The organism is Sphingomonas pollutisoli (assembly GCF_029167165.1).
GTDB lineage: Bacteria > Pseudomonadota > Alphaproteobacteria > Sphingomonadales > Sphingomonadaceae > Sphingomonas > Sphingomonas pollutisoli.
On the sequence record NZ_JARFNJ010000003.1, the window covers coordinates 78,460 to 98,161 of the forward strand.

15 protein-coding genes are annotated in these 19,702 nt (G+C 66.9%); 3 read left to right on the plus strand and 12 right to left on the minus strand.

Annotated elements, in window-relative coordinates; translation table 11 throughout:
• Positions 1-203: 203 nt before the first annotated feature.
• The 11 genes from PX554_RS06885 to tssA form a co-directional block, all read right to left on the minus strand.
• Complete coding sequence (locus tag PX554_RS06885) at positions 204-2,522, minus strand: serine/threonine-protein kinase (protein ID WP_275500133.1); 2,319 nt, start codon at positions 2,520-2,522, stop codon at positions 204-206.
• Entirely contained in the window at positions 2,519-5,173 is a 2,655-nt protein-coding gene (gene tssH, locus PX554_RS06890) for a type VI secretion system ATPase TssH (RefSeq protein WP_275500135.1), read from the minus strand. The genes PX554_RS06885 and tssH overlap by 4 nt, the downstream gene beginning before the upstream one ends.
• Positions 5,170-6,213, minus strand: coding sequence for a type VI secretion system baseplate subunit TssG (gene tssG / locus PX554_RS06895; RefSeq protein WP_275500136.1), 1,044 nt, complete (start codon positions 6,211-6,213; stop codon positions 5,170-5,172). The genes tssH and tssG overlap by 4 nt, the downstream gene beginning before the upstream one ends.
• A complete protein-coding gene (gene tssF, locus PX554_RS06900) occupies positions 6,177-8,051 on the minus strand; it encodes a type VI secretion system baseplate subunit TssF (protein WP_275500138.1) in 1,875 nt (624 codons plus the stop codon). The genes tssG and tssF overlap by 37 nt, the downstream gene beginning before the upstream one ends.
• Positions 8,051-8,584, minus strand: coding sequence for a type VI secretion system baseplate subunit TssE (gene tssE / locus PX554_RS06905; protein ID WP_093223193.1), 534 nt, complete (start codon positions 8,582-8,584; stop codon positions 8,051-8,053). Before tssE ends, tssF begins: the two co-directional genes overlap by 1 nt.
• Positions 8,581-9,387 carry a type VI secretion system accessory protein TagJ gene (locus PX554_RS06910; protein WP_275500142.1) on the minus strand — a complete coding sequence of 269 codons (807 nt, stop codon included), beginning with the start codon at positions 9,385-9,387 and terminating at the stop codon, positions 8,581-8,583. Before PX554_RS06910 ends, tssE begins: the two co-directional genes overlap by 4 nt.
• A gap of 49 nt (positions 9,388-9,436) precedes the next feature.
• Entirely contained in the window at positions 9,437-11,089 is a 1,653-nt protein-coding gene (locus tag PX554_RS06915) for a hypothetical protein (RefSeq protein WP_275500144.1), read from the minus strand.
• On the minus strand, positions 11,037-11,522 hold the full coding sequence (locus tag PX554_RS06920) for an Hcp family type VI secretion system effector (RefSeq protein WP_093223190.1): 486 nt from the start codon (positions 11,520-11,522) through the stop codon (positions 11,037-11,039). Before PX554_RS06920 ends, PX554_RS06915 begins: the two co-directional genes overlap by 53 nt.
• Positions 11,523-11,558: 36 nt before the next feature.
• Positions 11,559-13,052 carry a type VI secretion system contractile sheath large subunit gene (gene tssC, locus PX554_RS06925; RefSeq protein WP_275500145.1) on the minus strand — a complete coding sequence of 498 codons (1,494 nt, stop codon included), beginning with the start codon at positions 13,050-13,052 and terminating at the stop codon, positions 11,559-11,561.
• A 43-nt stretch (positions 13,053-13,095) separates the two neighbouring features.
• Positions 13,096-13,614 carry a type VI secretion system contractile sheath small subunit gene (gene tssB / locus PX554_RS06930; RefSeq protein WP_093223188.1) on the minus strand — a complete coding sequence of 173 codons (519 nt, stop codon included), beginning with the start codon at positions 13,612-13,614 and terminating at the stop codon, positions 13,096-13,098.
• A gap of 321 nt (positions 13,615-13,935) precedes the next feature.
• Positions 13,936-14,943, minus strand: coding sequence for a type VI secretion system protein TssA (tssA, locus tag PX554_RS06935; RefSeq protein ID WP_275500147.1), 1,008 nt, complete (start codon positions 14,941-14,943; stop codon positions 13,936-13,938).
• Between the two features lie 125 nt (positions 14,944-15,068).
• Between tssA and PX554_RS06940 the strand changes: the two genes are divergently transcribed.
• From PX554_RS06940 to tagH, 3 genes are read left to right on the plus strand one after another with little or no spacing between them, the layout of a single operon-like run.
• A complete protein-coding gene (locus tag PX554_RS06940) occupies positions 15,069-17,006 on the plus strand; it encodes a type VI secretion system Vgr family protein (protein WP_275500148.1) in 1,938 nt (645 codons plus the stop codon).
• Between the two features lie 11 nt (positions 17,007-17,017).
• Positions 17,018-17,587: a DUF6931 family protein gene (locus PX554_RS06945; protein WP_275500149.1), complete on the plus strand. Its 570-nt coding sequence runs from the start codon at positions 17,018-17,020 to the stop codon at positions 17,585-17,587.
• Positions 17,584-18,924, plus strand: coding sequence for a type VI secretion system-associated FHA domain protein TagH (gene tagH, locus PX554_RS06950; protein ID WP_275500150.1), 1,341 nt, complete (start codon positions 17,584-17,586; stop codon positions 18,922-18,924). Before PX554_RS06945 ends, tagH begins: the two co-directional genes overlap by 4 nt.
• 4 nt (positions 18,925-18,928) lie before the next feature.
• Here tagH and PX554_RS06955 read toward each other — a convergent pair whose 3' ends face one another.
• The gene (locus PX554_RS06955) at positions 18,929-19,660 is read right to left on the minus strand and encodes a PP2C family protein-serine/threonine phosphatase (RefSeq protein WP_275500151.1); all 732 of its coding nucleotides are present in this window, start codon (positions 19,658-19,660) and stop codon (positions 18,929-18,931) included.
• Positions 19,661-19,702: the final 42 nt, after the last annotated feature.

Genomic DNA, 19,702 nt, shown 5'->3' on the forward strand with positions numbered 1-19,702 from the left:
CATCCTGGACTCATGCATCTGTATTCGAGCGCCATACTCCAGCGCCGGGCAGTGCGGACGAGCGACAGCACCAGCGGCGGGTCCGGTTTCGCCGGCTTGCAAGTGCTGTCAGCTCCACGAGAGACGAGAGATAGGTGCGCCCAGCCGGCACGGCGAACTTTCCGTTTCCGCATATTCGCTTCGATACGCTTCGAACCCGCTTTTCAGTCGTGACGATGTTGTGCCCGCCCCCCGAGCAACCCGAATAAGCCGCCTGCGCCACGGTGGCATCCGGGCGCGCGCAGCAATGCCGACCACCGCCCGCCGACCTCGCCCTCGATCTGGCCGCGATAGCGCCGGATCGGAAGCGTACCGTAATAGCCATAGGTCACGTCGCAATCGTTGGCGTAGACCCGCGCGACGCAAGCCCCGAACGATGTCTGTCCAAGATCCTGCCACCGCTGATCGGCGAACCGGCGGCACAGCGCGATCTTGCTCATCTCCGTCTCGTTCGTGGCGCTTCGACTTGGAACCGTCGGCGACTTTTGAGCGGCCGGGGTCGCACGCGGGCTCGGGCGCGCGTCCGGCAAGGAAGCGGTGCGCGGTGCCGCCACCGCTGCATCAACCCGGATCCACGCTGCCTGCGTCACCCAGCCATGACGTGCCGCCTGCCATTGGAACGCCTTGTAGAAATACCCGGCGGGTTCGATCGGTCGCCCGGACGTCATGCCCAGATCAAGCGGCGTGTCGGACTGGACGAGCAGGAACCCCACCGGCCCCGGGCGCGAAAGGCACATGCCGACGCGGTAGCTGCCATCGCCATGATCCTGGAAGAAATCGGGGTGGAGCCGTGCCTGCTGCTCGAACTCACCCCGGCTGCCGGCGATCTGCACGATCGCGCCTGAGGGCAGCAGCGCCAGCAGCGCGAACTCTCGCCTGCCGCCCTGCGACCAGCTTATCTCCGGCCGCGCGCGTGGATCGGCGGGGCAGCCCGGCGTCTGCGGCGCCAAGGCGAGCACCGGTTTCGCCGCCACCAACGTTTCGGGAAGGTCATGCAGCCCGGCAGCGCGCGGGCGCGCGACGGCGGTCATCTCGCACCCGGCGGGCGGCATCGGCAACACGGCCGAGCTATCCGTGCGGGCGGGCTTCAGCCCGTTTGCGACAAATGCGGCTTGTGCCTGGCTGGCCAGCGCGGCGGGATCGGCCGAGGCACCCGTCAGCACCGCCACATCGCCCGCGCGGAAGTTGGGCGCCGACACCCAACTGCACGGCAAGGCGGCAAGCGCAGCCTGCATCGGTGGCAAGGCCGCCGATTTGGCAGCGGCATGGCGTGTGGCAACCGGCGCCGGGGTGGCCGGGGTTCCATGCATCGGGCGCAGCACCGCCACGCCGCCCGCCAGGGCCAGCGCGGCGCCAACGCCGCCGATCACGCGCGCGCCAGCCGGGCGGCGCTTGCGCTTGGGTGTGCCGGTGGCCGGGTTGGCGACGGTCGGCTTGCTGTCCACCGGACCCTGCGGCGCCGCGATGAAGGTGGTCGGTGCCGGCGTGAACGACGCGGCCGATGCCGTCGCCACCGGCGCGCCCACCGCGTCCATGCCGTTCAGCGCTTCGAGCACCGCCGCCATCGAGGGCAGCCGTCCGGCCGGGTCCGGCACCAGCATCCGCGCCAGCACCGGAGCAAGTTCGGGCGGCACCTCGTCGAGCGCGGGCACGGCGCGACGACGTTCCACCGCTTCCGCCAAGGTCGTGCCCATGTCGGAGGGGCGTCCGCTCGCGAACGCGCGCAGCACCAGGGCGGTGCTGTACACATCCGTCCACGGGCCGATCTCGCGGCCGTGTTCGCCGAACTGTTCGGGCGCGACATAGCCGAGCTTGCCGGCGAAGCCGGTGCCGATCACCGTCTCCGCGCCGACTTCGAGGCTTTTGGCGATGCCGAAGTCGATGATCCGGGCCTTGCCGAGCGAGCCGCCCGGCAGCAGGATGTTGTCGGGCGAGACATCGCGGTGGACCACACCGAGCTGGTGCGCGGCATCCAAGCCCCCCGCCAGCCGGCGCGCGAGTCGCAGCACGCGCGACAGGCTCGGGCGCGTGCCGTCGAGATGCTCGGACAGCGCCTCGCCATCGACGAAATCGGTGACGATATACAGCAGGTCGAGCTGCGGCTCGCGCGCGAGCACGCGGTAGTGGACGATCGCGGGGTGCGACAATTGCGTCAGCACGCGCGCTTCCTTGCGGAACAGCGCGGCGATCTTGGGGTCGCTGGCGAGATGCCGGCGGATCGCCTTGATCGCGACGCGGTCGTCGGTCTCGACGTTCACGCCTTCGTACACGTCCCCCATGCCGCCGCGCGCGAGGAACCGATCGACCCGGTAGATGCCGTTGAGCAGATCGCCGGGTTCTATCCCACCGTCGGACCGGCGCACGCTCCCCGTCGCGGGTGGCGGCGATGCGTCGTCGGCGGTGATGATCGTCATCGGGTCCGCCGCATCCGCCGGCGTACCGTCCGCGCGATCAGGCGGCGGCGTTTCGTTCGGGTCGCTCATTCCGCCGCCTCTGCCAGCGCGGTCATGGCCGGCCCGGCGTCACCGAAGCGATATGCGAAGCGTGCATCCTCCACGCCGACGATAATCGACGGGGTGGTCTCGCCACGCAATTGCCGCTCCAGCAGCGCGGTCGACAGCTCGGGCAACAGCGTGTTGGTGAGGATCGCATCCACCATCCGGCCGCCCGAGGAGACTTCGAGGCAGCGCGACGCGATCAGGTCCACCGCCTCGGCATCATACGACAGGCGGATCGCATGATTCTCCGCCACGCGCGTCACCACGCGATCGAGTTGCAGCCCGATGATGCTGCGCAGCATCGCCGCCGAAAGCGGCAGATACGGAAGCGCGACGAGACGACCGAGCAAGGCGGGCGGGAACACCTTGAGCAGCTCGGCCTGGAGCACGCCCGCCAACGCCTCCGGCTCGGGCGCGAGGTCCGCATCCTCACACAAGGAGGCGATCAGATCGGTGCCGACGTTCGACGTCAGCAGGATCATCGTGTTGCGGAAGTCGATGAACCGGCCCTCCGCATCCTCCATATAGCCCTTGTCGAACACCTGGAAGAACATCTCATGCACGTCGGGGTGCGCCTTCTCGATCTCGTCGAGCAGCACCACCGAATATGGCCGGCGGCGTACCGCCTCGGTCAACACGCCGCCGCGACCGTAGCCGACGTAACCGGCGGGCGCGCCCTTCAGGGTGGAGACTGAATGCGCCTCCTGGAACTCGCTCATGTTGATGGTGATCAGGCTGTCGCCACCCGAATAGAGCAGCTCGGCGAGGACGTGCGCGGTTTCGGTCTTGCCGACGCCCGATGGCCCGCACAGCATGAACACGCCCACCGGCTTGCCCGGATCGTCGAGCTTGGCCCGGCTGGTGCGGATACGACGTGCGATCGCATCAATCGCATGATCCTGGCCAATCACCCGCGACTTCAACCGTGCTTCGATCGTCAGCGTGCCGGCGAGTTCATCACGAACCATGCGACCGACCGGTATTCCCGTCCAGTCGCCGACGACGGCGGCTATGGTATCGGCATCGACCTCCCCGAAAATCATCGGATCGTCGCCCTGCAGCGCCCGCGCCGCATCCACCGCCGCATCAAGCGCGGCCTCCGCTTCCGCGCTGTCATGCGCGATCAGCGCCGCTCGCGCGGCGGCGACCGCAGCGAGTGCATCGCGTTCGGCGTTCCAGCGCACTTCCAGTTCCGCCAGATCTTCGCGCCCGCTCGCCAGCGCCGCGTCCACGGCCGCCACACGATCGGAGCGGTCGTAGCGGCCCTGCGCCTCGCGCTCCGCGACGGCACGTTCGGTTTCGAGCAGTTCGACGCGTCGGCGCGCATCCTCCACCACCGCCGGCATGGCGTGACGCGACACGGCGACGCGCGCGGCGGCGGTATCGAGCAGGCTCACCGCCTTGTCGGGCAATTGCCGCGCAGGCACATAGCGTTGCGAGAGGCGTACCGCCGCCTCGATCGCCTCGTCCAGCACGACGACCTGATGGTGCGCCTCCATCACTCCGGTCAGCGACCGCAGCATCGCGATCGCGCGATCGGTATCCGGCTCGCCGATCGTGACGGGCTGGAAACGGCGCGTCAGCGCGGGGTCGCTCTCGAAATATTGCCGATATTCCGCCCATGTCGTCGCCGCGATCGTGCGCAGCAATCCGCGTGCCAGCGCCGGCTTCAACAGGTTGGCGGCATCGCCGGTACCGGCCGACCCGCCCGCGCCGATCAGCGTGTGCGCCTCGTCGATGAACAATATGATCGGGCGGGTGGAACGCTCGACTTCGTCGATGATCTGGCGCAACCGCTTCTCGAACTCACCTTTCACGCCCGCGCCGGCCTGTAGCAGGCCGAGATCGAGCGCATGGATCGCCACGTCGGCGAGCGGCGGCGGCACGTCACCGTCGGCGATTCGACGCGCCAGCCCCTCCACCACCGCCGTCTTGCCGACGCCCGCCTCGCCGGTCAGGATCGGGTTGTTCTGACGGCGGCGCAGCAGGATATCGACCATCTGCCGAATCTCGGCATCGCGGCCGATGATGCGGTCGATCGCGCCGCTGCGCGCCCGGGCCGTGAGGTCGACCGCGTACAGCGCCAGCGCGCTCTCGCCGGCGGAGGGGATCGGCGCGACGGGTTCGCCCCCGCCCGGCGCATCGATCGCGCTGGCGGTTTCAACCGAAGTGTCCGTGATCGCCGCGAAGTCGGCCGCCAGCCGGTCCGCGTCGATCTTGCGCCACTCGGCCGAAATGCCGTGTGCCAGCCGCCGCAGTCCGCTCGTCTTCAGCATCGCGAAGATCAGGTGGCCGGTGCGGATCTGCCGGTCGCCGAACAGCAGCGAGGCATAGAGCCACCCCCGCTCGATCAGTTCCTCGATCTGCGGCGCGAAGTCGGACACGGCGGTCGCTCCGCGCGGCAATTGATCGAGCGCCGCGACGAGATCGGCCGAAAGCCGTGCATCGTCGAGCCCGAAGGCGGCGCGGATGCCCGCCACATCGTTGCCTCCGTCGCGCGCCATGATGTGCAGCCAGTGCGCCAGCTCGACATAAGGGTTGCCGCGCTGGCGACACAGCCCCGTCGCGGTCTCGATCGCCTTGCGCGCGGAAGGATGAAGGCGCCCGAACAGGGCGGACCGGCTGATCTCCGTCACGATATATGCTCCTTGTTATGGTGATCGGCGATCCGGCGCGCGCTCGGCCCCAGCCGCGCGTCCGCGCGCGCCTCCTCGCCGCGGGGCTTGCCTGTCCAGGCGGACCAGCCGATCCGCATGCCACCACCCAGGCGCACCGGGGCGATCGCCGACGCGGGCAGTTCCAGCTCCACCTCCCATTCTAGATGCGGCGGTGCGAAGGAATTGAGCGCGGCGGTTGCCATCGCGAAGCGCTGCCCGCCGGGCAGGAATTCGGCGTAGGTGCGCGCATCCGGCAGCGTGAGCACCACGCGGAACGCATCCTGCGCGGTCTGCACGCGCCCCCCGGCGACGATATCCTGCCCCAGCCCGGCAAAACGATCGCCCAAGACCGTCCGGTCCTCCGGTTCGACGTCACGCCAGCGCACGACGTTCTCCACGATCCGCGCCGGCACGCGCAGCAGATCACTGACCGCGTCGGCGATCGCGGCGGCGCTGCGGGGCGAGACGTACAAGGCGGCGTACCGCAGGCGTGCGCGGGCCGGAAACGGAGAGCCGGCTGCCGCACCCTCCTCCGCGCCCGTCAACGCGGCGAGACGATCACCGAAATGATCGTCATCGGGCCGATCGACGCTGGCGGCCGGGCTGGCCGCGCTCCAGGCACGATAGAAGAATTGCAGCATCCGCGCCGCCGCCAGATCGACGAAGTTCCCGAACGGCTGGCTCCTGGCGTACCGGCGTTCGTAGGAGGCGAACTCCGTGAGGTGCAGCGGCAGCGGCCCCATCGGGCCGGTCAGGCCGAGCCAGTATCCTTCGATGCGCGGCCGCGCACCGTCCACGGTTATCGCGCTCAACGATGCCGCCGGGAACGCCATCATCGGCGTCTGCGCGAGTGTCGCCACATCGTCGGACGGCAATTTGGAATGGCCGATGCGCGGCAGTCCGGGCGCACGCGCTTCCACCGCGCGCAGCAGCGCGAGCGGCGCGAGCCGATCGACATGCGGCGCGGCGCGCGCCAGCAAGCTCAAATGGTCGGACGGTGGCCGAGACGTGCGGGCCATTGCGCAAATCCTCCCCGCTGAAGGCTGTCGAACGCCGTTTCGATGAAGCTGTTGACGGCGGCGAACTCGGCAAGGAACCGGTCGAGCACCGCGCTGAACAGAAACGCCCGGCCGTTTTCGAAGCCGCTTTCGTCCAGGGTGATATGCAGCCGTTGCCCGCGCAGGATCGCGCCCGATCCCTGACCGGGCGCACGCCGCGAGACGGGGCTCGAGCGGATCGCGCGCACACCCTCGACCTGACGGCGCACACCGGGATCATCGACCTGGCCGTAGAGCGCCAGATGGCGGCGCAGCAGCGCGGCATCGCCGTCCCGCGCGCCGGCGAACGCGGTGAAATTCGGGGTGAGGTGGCCGATGACCTGCCACGCCGCATCGCCGAGCGCGAGCGGCGGCCGCGGGCGGGTAGGCGCGCGCAATATCGTCGTCGTGCGGACCGGAAATCCTTCCTCCAGCCGCAGCGCATCCTCACCGGTGCGCATCCGCATCGGCAGTTCCCGGTTGGTCACCAGCGCGCGGATCGACAGTTCACGGATCTCCTCCAGCCGATCCGGGCGGCCAGGCGCGCTCATGCTGATCCAATGCTCGACGCCGACATAGTCGCCGCGCGCGCGCGCGCGCTGCTCGCGTGTCGACAGCCGGCGCGGACGCAGCCTGCTCACGTAGAACAAGGCATCATCCCAATCGTGCAGCAAGCCGGCAAAATCGTAGAGCGGTGCGACCGGGTGGACCTCGGTCGCCTCATGCCCGTGGGCGCGCACGTCGAGGATGCGATACACCTCGTAATCGAGCGGGCGCGTCCGGTCCGGGATGACCTGGCGTTCGTGGGTGAACGCATCCATCGCCATCCGGTCGAGCTGCTTTTCGAACAGGTTGATGGCCGGCGTCGCAAACAGCCGGAAGTTGCCGGGCGACACCGCGCGCGCCAGTGCATCGGCGGACTGGCCGAACAAGATGACCACGTCGCAGGCATCGTGCCCGGCACAGGCGGCGAAGGCATCGGCAAGGCCGTCCAGCCCGACGAAAAGGAAGCGTTCCGGGCAGGCGAAATACTCGCCAAGCAGGCGGTAGCCACGGTGTGAGCGCTTGTCGCCCGGCAGCAGCCCCTGATCCTCCGCGAAGCCATGCGGCACCGGCACCGGGAGGCGTTTGCCGGCGCTGACATCGTCGGCCGATCCCGCCGGCCGCGCCACCACGGCGACCGCATCGCCGATCATCTGCCGGTACAATTCGCCCGGCGTCGGGCCGGCGCCGTCGAGATAGAGCGGCACGCGGCCGGGGTGAAGCGTCTCCAGCTTCGCCCCGCCGGTGGCGGCGAAGCGCAGCCGCAGCCCGGCCTCGACCGGCACGCCGCGATGACCGGCGATGAACGGCGCGACTTCGGAGCGGCCGGGCAGATACTCCGCCTCGATCAACTGCAACGGCCACAACGTCACGGCCTGGCCGGTTCGGAATGTGACGGGCGTCTGGTCGCGATCGGCGGCCGTGCCGCGCATCGCCGTGTGGCGCGGCACGTCGATGCCGTGCGCCAATGCCACGTCGCCTTCGCGCGGCTCGAACGCCACGACGCACATCGAGGGCGTGGGGGCGAGGTAATGCGGCTGGATCGCGTTCAGCAGGTGCTGCGTGAAGTCCCCGAACTGATCCTGCAACTTGAGCTGCACGCGGGTGCCGAGGAAGGCGACCCCTTCCAGCAGCCGTTCGACATGGGGATCGACGTCGCCGACCGCGCCCAAGCCGAGCCGACCCGCCACGGAGGGATGCTCTGACGCGAACTCCTGCGACGTCTGCCGCAGATAGATCAGTTCGTCGTTATATGCCTGGAGCAGCCGGGGATCCATCACTCGCTCCAGAGTTCCACGGCGCCCGTGTCGATCTCGAAATCGCTGCGGAACACCACTGGCAGCGCCCGCGCGGCCGCGGTCAGATCGCCCCGGATGACGAAGCCGATCCGGTGCGGACGGCCCCGATCCGTATCGGGCTGCACGTCGAGACTGGCTCGCGCGACGCGCGGCTCGAACGCGGCGATGCACTGCCGCATCTCCCGTGCCCGCGCCTGTACGCCGGGGCGCGTCAGCAACCGACCGGTCAGGTCGCCCAACCCGTAGTTGAGCGTCGACGCCGCCACTTCGGGCACGCTCGAGAGATCCTGCACGGCGGCAAGGTTGGTCGTGTTGAGCAGCCAGTTCAGCTCACGCAACACGGTGGCGCGCAGGGCGGCTTCGTTGAAGCGCTCGATGCGCGGCACGGTATAGTAGCGCAGCGATGCCCGGTCGATTGCGCCGACCTCTTCCGCGTCCGAGCGCAGCCCATCGAGCTCGAGATCCGCGACGAGCTTGTCGAACAAGGTCGGGTTCGCGCGCGTCGGCGTCATGGCCGCACGAACGCGATGCGGCTGAACGACAGGATGCCGACGTCCTCGCCCGTGTCGGTGGTCCACATGCGTTGACCGGCGCCGTGTACCGCATAGGACGTCTCACGCCATTCGGTGCGCCGCGCCAGCCGCAGTTCGGCATCCGCCTCGCGCTCCACGCCCGGATAGCGAACCGGGAGGAGCGCCGCGAGCGCGGGCCCTTCGCGAAACCGGATCTCGGCCGGCAGCCACACCAGATCGCGCATGTCGATCGGGCCGGCCGTGATGATCTCCTCGATGGCAGAGAAGGGGATCAAACCCCAGCGGCCGGCGACGATCGCTTCCAAAGTCGGCCCAAAGCGCATGTCGCCATCGAACAGCGCCTCGAACGGCCGGCCATCGACGCTCCCGCCCGTCTGCGGACAACGATCGAACGCGTCGGAGCGCAATTGCACGCCCCGTGCGACGTCGCCTTGCGCTTCAGCCTCGATCGCCGTGACCAGATCGGATGCCCAACCGGTCGGATCAACCAGCAGGGATGCCTTGCCGCGACCGGCGAAACACGCAGCGCGCATCGTCTCGCCGGCGATCGCCTGGCCATAAGCGGCCGCCAGCATCTGCGCCTCGGGCGAGAGCTGGGCCAGCGCTCGCAGTTGCGCACCCGCCTTTTCCCATTGCCCTTCCACACAAAGCAACTGGAACAGGTACATGCGCGATTGCAGATCGGAAGGCTTTTCGCGGATGGCAGCGACCAAGGTAGCAAGCGTGGCGGTGACATCGGCTCCGGTCTTGATCGGCATGGCCGCGTGATTTTGCTGATTCATAGCCGCACCCTTTGATCTGGAGAAACCGCGTGTCGAAGCAGATCAGGCATCATGCGGGTGACATCGCCTCCTTGATGCTTTCCTTGAGCTCCTTGGCGCCGGCGTAGATTTCCTTGTACCCGTTGAAGTCTTCCTTGTAGTCGATCTTGATTTCCTCGATCAGATCGCTTCCCTGAAGATCGGCACCATCTTTCTTGAAAGCGTCGATGACGTCCTGGCAGCCGGCCTTCCACTCCATGAGGGTCATCTTCGCGTCGGCGATGCCCTTGAACTGGACGGCGCCGTCATCACTCAGGATCTTCATGGCCTGGCCGAACTCGACCAGAGAAGTGCTCGCGAGCGCTTCGCGATTATCGACGCACCATTTGGCAAGCGTGATCGCGAAGGTGATCGCCGCCTCGGAACCTCGCAACTGGTTCAACCCGGATGTTTCGAGCCGGCTGGCCATGTCGGTGCGCAGGCTGACGGCAAGCTCTTTGCCGCGTTCCGCATAGGCGACGAGCCACAGGATCGAGATCTTGCCTCGGAAGCCGTGCCGTGCGCGGCTGATGCCCCCGCCCGTTTCGGTTCCGATGATCTGCTGGACGCGCGCCTCGCCCGCCTTGAGCTTGTTCATGTCGCCAGGCGCCAAACTATGGGAGAGTTGCTCGTTCTGAACGAGAATCTCCATCAGTAGCTTGGTGAGGCTGTTGGCTTCGCTGACGAGATGGGCCAGCTTCACCTCATATTGCTGCATCGCCGACTTGAAGCGCGCCACCGACGGACCTGCGGAAATGCCGACGGCCGACATCGCCGGCCCGGCGCCCAGCGCGGTCGCGACGGTACCGGCGGCGTTTTTGCCGAAAGCGGCGGCCTTGGCCCAGCCGACCGGCGCGAGGCTCGGGCTTGCGGGACTGGCTGCTTGCGATGGAAAACTCGCCGGGTTGATCGGGCTGGCGCGCTTGATCCCGGGGGTCGGCTCAAGGTGATCGAGCGCGGAATTTTGCGATTTGAAATATTGGTCGATGGCGCGCGCCTCGGCCAACACCGCGGCCTCCGCCTCCGTCACGCTGCGCCACGCGACCTGAAGCGTCCCGACGAGTTCCGAAGTCGCCGACAACAGGGCATACACCGCCGGAATCGACGTCGCGCCGAAAGTGGGTGCAGCCGAAACGATGCCCGCCGTCGCGGTACCGACCGACAACAGGTTCTTGAGGACGGCAAGACTCTGGTCGCGCCGGCTCTTCCGCCACAGCGCGATTGCGGGGGCGTACTGGTTATAGACCTCCTCGACCCATTTCGGCGCGAGGCCGATCGCCTCCTGCAACGGCGTCGCTATCTCCGACACCCTGCCGTTGGCGCGGTAATATTGCGCCAGTTTGGGGGCGACATCGGTCACCATCTTCTTGCCGACGGATTCGATGATCGCGCTTTCGAGCAGCGGATTCTTCAATACCGTCATGTACGTGTTGGCGTCCAATGTGACCGCCAGCCGGAACTCGCCGGGCGTTTGAGTCTGCTCTCCAGCGGACCGGAGGAGCGACGCCAATGTGCCATGAAAGACGACCAACGTCTGTCGCTTGGCTGTCGATGACGAAAGAAGGGGCACGGCCGGTCTCACAGCTTGAGGTGGCGCGGCGCCGGCCGGAGCCGACGCGGCGCAAAACGGGTCAGGCCGCTTCGTTCTTGCGGATGTCCCAGTTGAACGGCGTGTCGCCGCCACCGCCGCCGGTCGCCGTCTGCGGCTTGTACTCGACCTTCACCTTCTCGAAGTTGAGCGTGACGTTTTCCGTGGTCCGTTCGTCGCCGAGGCTGCCGCCGTGCTGAACGCCGCTGATGAACACTTCCGTCATGGTGATGGTGAGATATTCCAGAGGCTTGTCCCCGCCGACCTTGCGCGCGGTCAGGGTGGCGGTGCTGAAATGCTTGCCCTTCGAACAGTTCGACAGAATCGTTGTCGTCGCCAGATCGACATATTTGGTTACGGTGAGGTCGTGAAAGCTGGCTTTGCCGGTGCCGGCGCCGCCGCCCATATGCGCCGAGCCCTGGTTGTTGACGCCCCAGTGCCATCCGATGACGTCGATTTCGTTCTCGTGTCCGGACGCGATCGCCTCGCCATTGCAACCATCAAGCTTCAGAAAGATTTCTACGGCCATAATCTTGCTCCGTGTGAAAAGGTGTAGGTTAAGGTGTTATTTGTTGCCTTTAGGTAGGCGCGAAACCATGCTGAGGCTGACGTCCATGCCCTCGAGCTGGTAGTGCGGCACCATGCGGAACAAGCCACGATAGTGTCCGGGGTTTTCGGGATCCGGGATGACTTCGACGGAAGCTTGCTTCAGCGGCTTCCTCGCCTTGGTTTTTTCATCCGAATGCTCTGGCTGAAGATCGACATATTGCATGATCCAGCTCTGGAGGTCACGGCTGAGTTGCGGCGCCTCACGCGTACCGCCGACCCAGTCGCGCACCATGCACTTGAGATAATGCGCGAAGCGGCAGCTCGCGAAGATGTAGGGGAGGCGCGCCGACAGGTTGGCGCTCGCGGTCGCGTCGGCATCCTCATAGGCTTTGGGTTCATGCAGCGTCTGCGCGCCGATGAAGGTCGCCTGATCGGTGTTCTTGCGGTGAACCAGCGCCATCAGTCCGGCCTTGGAGAGCTCCGCCTCGCGCCGGTCCGAAATGGCGATCTCCGTCGGGCACTTGGCGTCGAGGCCACCCTCGTCGGTCGGGAACAATGCGGTGGGCAGATCCTCCACCGTGCCGCCCGATTCCACGCCGCGAATGCGGGTGCACCAGCCATAGGTCTTGAACGCGTCCGTGATCCGCACGGCCAGCGCATAAGACGCATTGAGCCACAGGTATTTGTCGTGTTCGCCGTTCACCTCCTCCTCGAAAGCGAAGTCGGGCACGGGATCGGTCTCCGCGCCGTACAGCGGACGGCCGAGGAAGCGCGGCAGCGTCAGCGCCATGTAGCGACTGTCGTTCGAGGCGCGGAACGCACGCCATGCCATATAGTCGGTCGCGTCGAACTGCTTGGCGATATCACGCGGGTTGGAGAGCTGCCGCCAGCTATCCATGCCGATCAGATGCGGATCGGCCGCGGCGATGAACGGCGCGTGGGCGGCCGCGCCGATCTTGGCGAGGCCCTTCATGATCTCGAGATCAGGGCCGCTGTGATCGAAATAATAGTCGCAGACGATCGCGCCGTACGGCTGGCCGCCGAGCTGCCCGAACTCCGCCTCGTAAAGCTTCTTAAACAGCGGGCTCTGGTCCCATCCGGCGTCGCGATGCTGCCGCAACTGCCGCCGCGTCTCCTCCTTGGAGATGTTGAGCACCCGGATCTTGAGATCCTTGCCGGTAGAGGTGTTGTTGACGAGATAGGCGACACCCCGCCACGCGGACTCGAGCGTCTGGAACTCGGGGTGGTGGATGATCGCATTCACCTGCTCGGTGAGCTTGCGGTCAATCGCCGACTTGAGCGCATCGACCGTCAGATACACGTCCTCGCCGATCACGCTGGCGTCTTCCAGCGCCTGCTGCGCCAGGGTTTTCACCGCCTGCTCGATACGCGCCTGCTTGGCGTCGGTGTTGGGCTTGAACTCCTTGTTGAGGAGCATCGCGAAATCGCTCGTTTCGATAGGCGCGGCGAATGTCGCCGCCGCGTCCTGCTGGAAAGCTTCCTGGGCCATCAGTCTGTCCTTCTGGGAGATTCGGGTGCGGCGCCGCGCCGGCTCACTCGGCCTCGGGGGCCGGCTGCGGCGCGGGCGAGGCAGCGAGCGAACGCATCAGCTCAGGATCGCGCAGGACGCTGTCGAGCAGATCCTGTGCGCCAGCCTTGCCGTCCATGTAGAGCATGAGATCGTTGAGCTGCTCACGCGCCTCGAGCAGCTTGGCGAGCGCGGGCACGTTGCGGGCGATCTGGCCTGGGTTGAAATCCTCCATCGACGAAAAGGTCAGGTCGATGCCAAGACGCCCGTCGCCGGTCAGCGTGTTCTCGACCGCGAAGGCGACGCGCGGGGCGATCCGCTCCATCCGCTCCTCGAAATTATCCATGTCGAACTCGACGAAGTCGCGATCGGCGTGCGGCTTCTTCTCGATCAGCGACTTGCCCGAAAGATCGGACATCACGCCCATGACGAATGGAATCTCGATCTTCTGGCGCGAACCGTAGGTTTCCACCTCATATTCGATATGGACCCGGGGTGCCCGATTTTCCTTGATGAAGCGCTGCCCGCCTTTTGCCGATACCATTACGATCTCGTCCCACTTGAAGCGCCAGCGACGAACAGAAGCGCCGTCCAGCCGATGACGTCTAAAGTCTATCCTCTTGGCTTCAGCAGGATTACATCAACACGGGATCAGGTTACCGCTGCAACATACCGGAGCGGCACCCGTGTCGAGGCGAATATTACATGGTGTGACCATAACGTTTCGGTTGAAACACTAATCGAATGGGCAGCCATACACGCGCGACGTATTCAAGTCGCCATCATGTTCGACAGGAGAACGGGTTTGCCCGCCCGCATCATCAAGGCGTCCGGCGCCGCGCGCTCGCAGCGCCGGCCTCATGCCTCACGACCGCTCCCGAAGTTCCAGCAGCATCCGCACGTCCGGAACCGCGCCGGGCGCGATATCGCCGAGCACATCGAGGAAGCTGTAGTCCACCCACGCCTGCGCGCGCGTCAGCAGCAACGGCACCGGGCTGCATGGCTCGTGAATCCGGTAATAATCGGTGATGAGCGCAAGCGCGCGCCGGACCTCATCACGGTTGCGAACGCCCGTGATCGCGGCGCCGGCGGTGCCCTCACCTCCGCCGCTCGCCTCTGCAACACCCTCCACCGCACCGTCGTCCGTGGCGACGGGCGCTTGCGGCGCGAAAGTGTGGATAGCCGTGCGGATGGCGCCAAGCGCTTCGTACAGCGCGGCGAAGTTTGTGCCGCTTTCATTTCCGGCTTCGGCGACCAACACGGCATCGGTGCGGCGAACCGCCGCCTCCATCGCGTCAAGGCGCGGCATGACGAGGCGGAGTTCGGCCTCGCCTCCGTCGGCAAGCGCGGCACGGAACGCGCCATAGCCATCCTCGGCGTCGCCGCCACGGTGGAAGCGCTGGAGGTCGTTGCCGCTGAAGCTGCCGTGCCGGGGATGAGCGAACAGCGGAGCGGCCTGCAGCGGGCCGACGAACGCACGGAAATTGACCAGCGTGTCGCAGGCGCCCTTGCGGCCCTGAAACCCATATTCCTCGAGTTGCGGATGCACATTGGGCCAGTATCGTTCCACCAGGCCGGCGAGATAGTCGAGCCCCGCCTCCATCCAGTCGAAGCGCCCCGCGCGCGCGCCGGCGCGTGCGAGATACACCGCCAGCCAAACGTCCTTGGTACGCGTGCCCTGCTCTTGAATGGCCGCGACGATCGGGCGCCAATCGGCGGCGGCAGCCTCCTCGACCATGCCCGAGGCGTCGATGGAAACCGGCGCGTCGAACGCCGCTTCAATGGCATGGCGTTGCGGATCATAGGCGAGGTCCGGCCCCGTCCCGGCTTCGTCCTCGAGCGGAACGAGCAGCGCTTCGATGTCGATCGTCATGATGAACCGTCCTTGCCAGCGCGCGGCCCGACGGCGGACCCGGCGTTCGCGGCTCGCCTATGCGCGGGCCACATGCGTGACAATCGGCAGAATGGTCACATCTGTAACATGGCGGGGATCGTCGCATGAAGCGTCAGGCCGAGATCACCGCGGAGCTGGGCGCGCCGACAAAGCTGATCCGCTTCACCGCTCACGAGCGCATGGGCGAGTTGTTTACGATCAAGGCGGAGATCGTCACCGAGGAGCGCGTCGACATGCTCCCCAGCCTCGGCAAAACCGTCAAGATCGAGGTATTCGAACTGGAGGCGTCGGTCCGATTCTTCCACGGCGTATTGGTCGAAGCGCATTATATCGGCGGCGAGGATCAGGGGTACCATTATCAACTCGCGTTGCGTCCATGGCTTCACCTGCTCGGGCATAATCGCGCCTATCGCATCTTCGAGGACCGCACCGCTGTCGATATCGTGCGCGAGGTTCTGGAGGATTATGGCCGACACGTCGATTACAGCCGCCTGAGCGGCCGGTACCTCCCGATACCGTATTGCACGCAATACCGGGAGAGCGACCTTAATTTCGTGCTTCGGCTGCTTCAGCGCGAGGGCATCTATTTCTTCTTCCGCCATGAAGCGGGCGCACACATCCTCGTGTTGTGCGACAGCCCGGCCGCGCATCAGCCGTCGCCCGGCCGCGATACGGTGAAGTTGCGAGCGGATTATTCCGGGCGCGGCGGACTCGCCGAAGCCTTGTGGGCCTGGCGAGAGCATGCGACCACCCGCGGCGAGGCCGCAGTGGTGCTGCAAAGCTTCGACTACCAGACCACCCGCACCCGAACGGGCCGCATGGCAGGCGACGTACGCACGCAGGCCGATCGGCAAGAAATCCACGAATTTACCGGCGATTTCGTCGACGAGGCGCTGGGCAGCCACTGGGCGCAGGTGAAGCTGCAGGCGGCACAGGCGCGCCAGCGTTACTATACGGGCGAAGGCGACGCGATCGGGCTCGCCTGCGGCGGTCGCTTCACGCTCGATTCGGATGACGCCTTCGATCGCGGGCAGACGTTCGTCATCACAGCGCTCGCCTATGACATGTGGGCCGAACCGTATCGCACCGGCAATTCGGAGGAGCCGCGTCGCGTGGAGATCGAGGCCGTGACCGCCGACACGGCGTTTCGCGCGCCCATCGTGACGCCGCTACCGTTCGCGGGCCCCGAGACCGCCATCGTGATGGTAGGCGGAGCCGACGACAGCCACGCCGACCCGATGGGGCGTGTCCGGGTGCGGTTTCTTTGGGGCGACGGCGGGCCGCCGGACAAGGCGCGATCCTGCTGGCTGCGCGTCTCGCATCCCTCCGCCGGTGCGGGGTTCGGCCATGTGACGCTGCCCCGCAACAATGAGGAGGTGATTGTCGACTTTCTCGGTGGCAACCCCGATCGCCCGATCGTCACGGGCCGCGTGTACAATTCGGAGCATCGACACGCTTACCCGTTGCCGCAGAACCGTACCCGCTCACTGTATCGCTCGCACAGCATCGGCGCGATCGGCAGCTATCCCGGCGCGGAATCCGCGCCGAGCGGACCGGGCTTCAATGAAATGCGGTTCGAGGACAAGGGCGGCTCCGAGGAAATTTACCTGCGCGCGCAACGCAACCGGCTCGCAGAAGTGCTGCTTGATGACGAAGCGCGCATCAGTCGCGACCGTAAGACCCGCATCGGCCGAAATCGCTCCACCGCCGTGCGCGGCGACGAGGCCACCACCGTCGAGACCGGCGATTACCGGCTGAACGTCGAGATGGGGCAAGCCCGAATCGAGGCAAAACAGAGCATTACGCTGCAGGTCGGCATGAACATGCTGGTGATCGACAACAGCGGCATACACCTGAAATCCGGGAAGAGCGCAGTCGATCTGACGCCGATCAACATCTCGGCGGAAGCGATGATGATCAGAAGCCGGGGCGAGATCATGACGATGCTCACCGGCGAAGCGATCGTGATAGACGCGCAGGGCGGCGTGATCGTCGGCAGCAACGGCGTGTTCACCGGCACCCTCATCGGGCCACCGCTCTGATGGACCGGTCGGTGGCCCTGACATCCCCGCACGGGGATTGGCCGAACACTGTTTGGTCAGCGGCGTGGCAGATTACCGCGTTGCTGGACTGGCCGCGCGCGCCGGGGGACGGTGTCTCGCCGCCCCGGTTTTTCGCCGGGCTCCGCGCAGCCGGGCACGATATCGAGGCCGCGCAATTCCTCGGGCTCGCGTTGCCGCGCTACGAAGCTGTCGCATGGGCGGCCAGGGTCGTGACGAGCTATCCGCTGACCAGCTCGGCGGAAGCGCGCACCATGCGGGCGGTCGAGGATTGGCTACGCGAACCTTCCGACGCGCTGCGACGTTTGGCGGCCGAGGTCAGCACCGAAATCAGAAACGTCACGCCGGCCCGGCTTTGCGCCGCAGCGGCGTTCATGTCGGGCGGATCCGTTTACCCGGTCGGTGAGCGCCCCGTCCCCACGCCGCGTCAAACGACCGGCAAGCTTGTCGCGGGCGCCATACTGACTGCCGTTTACCAAACCGACGAACCGGCCGGCCATCTCGACGCCGCACTCAACCTGGGCGCCGCGATCGCGGCCCAAGCTACGGACCTCTCGCAATGACGCTCATTCTCTCGGTGCCGGGGCGGCGCAAGCTCGATAACGGCGAACCTGCGGAACTGCATCTCGACCGTCGGGGCGCGGTGATCGGGCGTTCCGCCCATGCCGATTGGTCGCTGCCCGACCCCAAAAACCATGTCTCCTCGCGGCATTGCGAGATCAGTTATCGCGACGGCACATATCTGCTCGCCGACCGCAGCACCAACGGCACGTTCCTCAACGGCTCGCGCGAACGGTTGGGAGCCTTGCACCCGATCCGGGACGGGGATCGCATCACCATCGGCGGCTATGAGCTGCTTGCCAGCCTGCCGGGCGAGCACCTCGAGGCGGCCCAGCCCGCGCCCGACACCGCACCGGATCTCGGGTGGGACGATTGGGAACATGCCGATCATAGCGAAGACGCCGACGCCGACGCGGCATGGGGCACGGCCGAAATAGCGGCGCCCAAAAAGCCCGGCGGCGCGCCTCTTCAGGATTATGCGTGGATCGAGCCAGCACCGGCGCTCGGCGTTTCGCCCTGGGCGAGCGCGCCGCGCGAAGCGGCACCCCCATCGGCCGTGGATGTCTGGGGCCAGCTTGCGCGCGATAACGACATCGCGTGGTCGCGCGGGGGGTTTGGTCCGGTCGAGGAGGTGATGGGCGCCTGGAGTCCTCCGGCGATCGCGAATCCGGCGGCGGAGGCGAGCGAACCGACCGAGACGCCACAGCCGCGAGCCGAGGCGGCACCTGTCACGCCGGCGACCACATCCGAGCTCTGGACGACGTTTGCACACGCGGCGGGGCTATCGCCCGAAGCGCTGCGCTCCGCGCCCCCCGCGCTGCTGGCGACGGCGGGCGCGATCTTGCGGCAGATGGTGACGGGTCTGGTGCTGATGGTCGAAGCGCGCGCCCGCGCCAAGGCGCAACTCGGCGTGGAAGGCACCAGCCTCGAACTCGACGGGAACAACCCGCTCAAGTTCATCCGCTCGCCCGAGCGGGCGCTCCTGCAGTTGCTCGAACCGCCGCAACCGGGCTTCATGCCCGCCGGCCGCGCGATCGAGGATGCTTTCCAGGATTTGCAGGCACACCAGATGGCGACGCTCGCCGCGATGCGCGGCGCGCTCGGCGATACACTGTCGCGTTTCTCTCCGGCCGCGATCCGGGACCGCCAGCAGACGCGCACGCTATGGCAGCGCTGGACCTCCGGCGCGCGGGACGCCGCCTTATGGCGCGCCTATGAGCAGGAGTTCGAAGGGGTGATCCGCGGCGCGGACGAAGCGTTCATGGACGTGTTCGCCAAGGAGTTCCGCACCGCCTACGAACAGCATGTGACGGACCTGAAGAACCGCCCGCGCGGCTGAGCCGCTACGCCTTCACCTGCGTGGCGGCGTCGCACCCAAGTACGATCAGGGTCACGTTATCCGGTGCGCCGCGGCTCAACACCAGGTCGAGCAACGCGGTCGCGGCGCGCTCGGGCCTTTCGCGCCCGAGCCAGCGCGCGATCTCGACATCGGCGACGGGCCGTGTCAGCCCGTCGCTGCACAGCAGGAAGATGTCGTCCGGCAGCACGTCGATCTCGACCCGATCGAGCATCACCGTGTCGCGCACGCCGACCGCGCGGGTCAGCACGTGTCCCATCGGATGACCGGCCGCCTCCGCCTGTGAGATCAGGCCCGCCGCCACAAGCTGCTCCACCTGCGAATGGTCGCGCGTCAACAGGCTCAACGATCCCGCGCGGTAGCGATAGACCCGACTGTCTCCTGCCCAGAGCACGGCGCCGCGCCCGCCACGGACCAGTAACGCCCCGACCGTGGAGCCGATCGATGCGCCATCGGCCCGAGCGGCCGCCAGCAACCGCTGGTTGGCATGCTCGATCGCGGCGGTCAGCTCGGCGCTGGCTTCGCGCAGATCCTCGGCGCGAACGCCATCGGCGACCGATGCCACGATCTGTGCCGACGCCCATTCGCCGCGTGCATGACCGCCCATCCCGTCGGCAACCAGCCACAAACCCTGTTCCGGCCGCGCCAGCCAGGCATCCTGATTGACCTTGCGGACACACCCGGTGTGGCTGGCGACGCCCTGCTCGTATCTCAGCATGGCACCCTCTTGCTCGAAGCACCGCCCCGGCGCAGCGCCGCA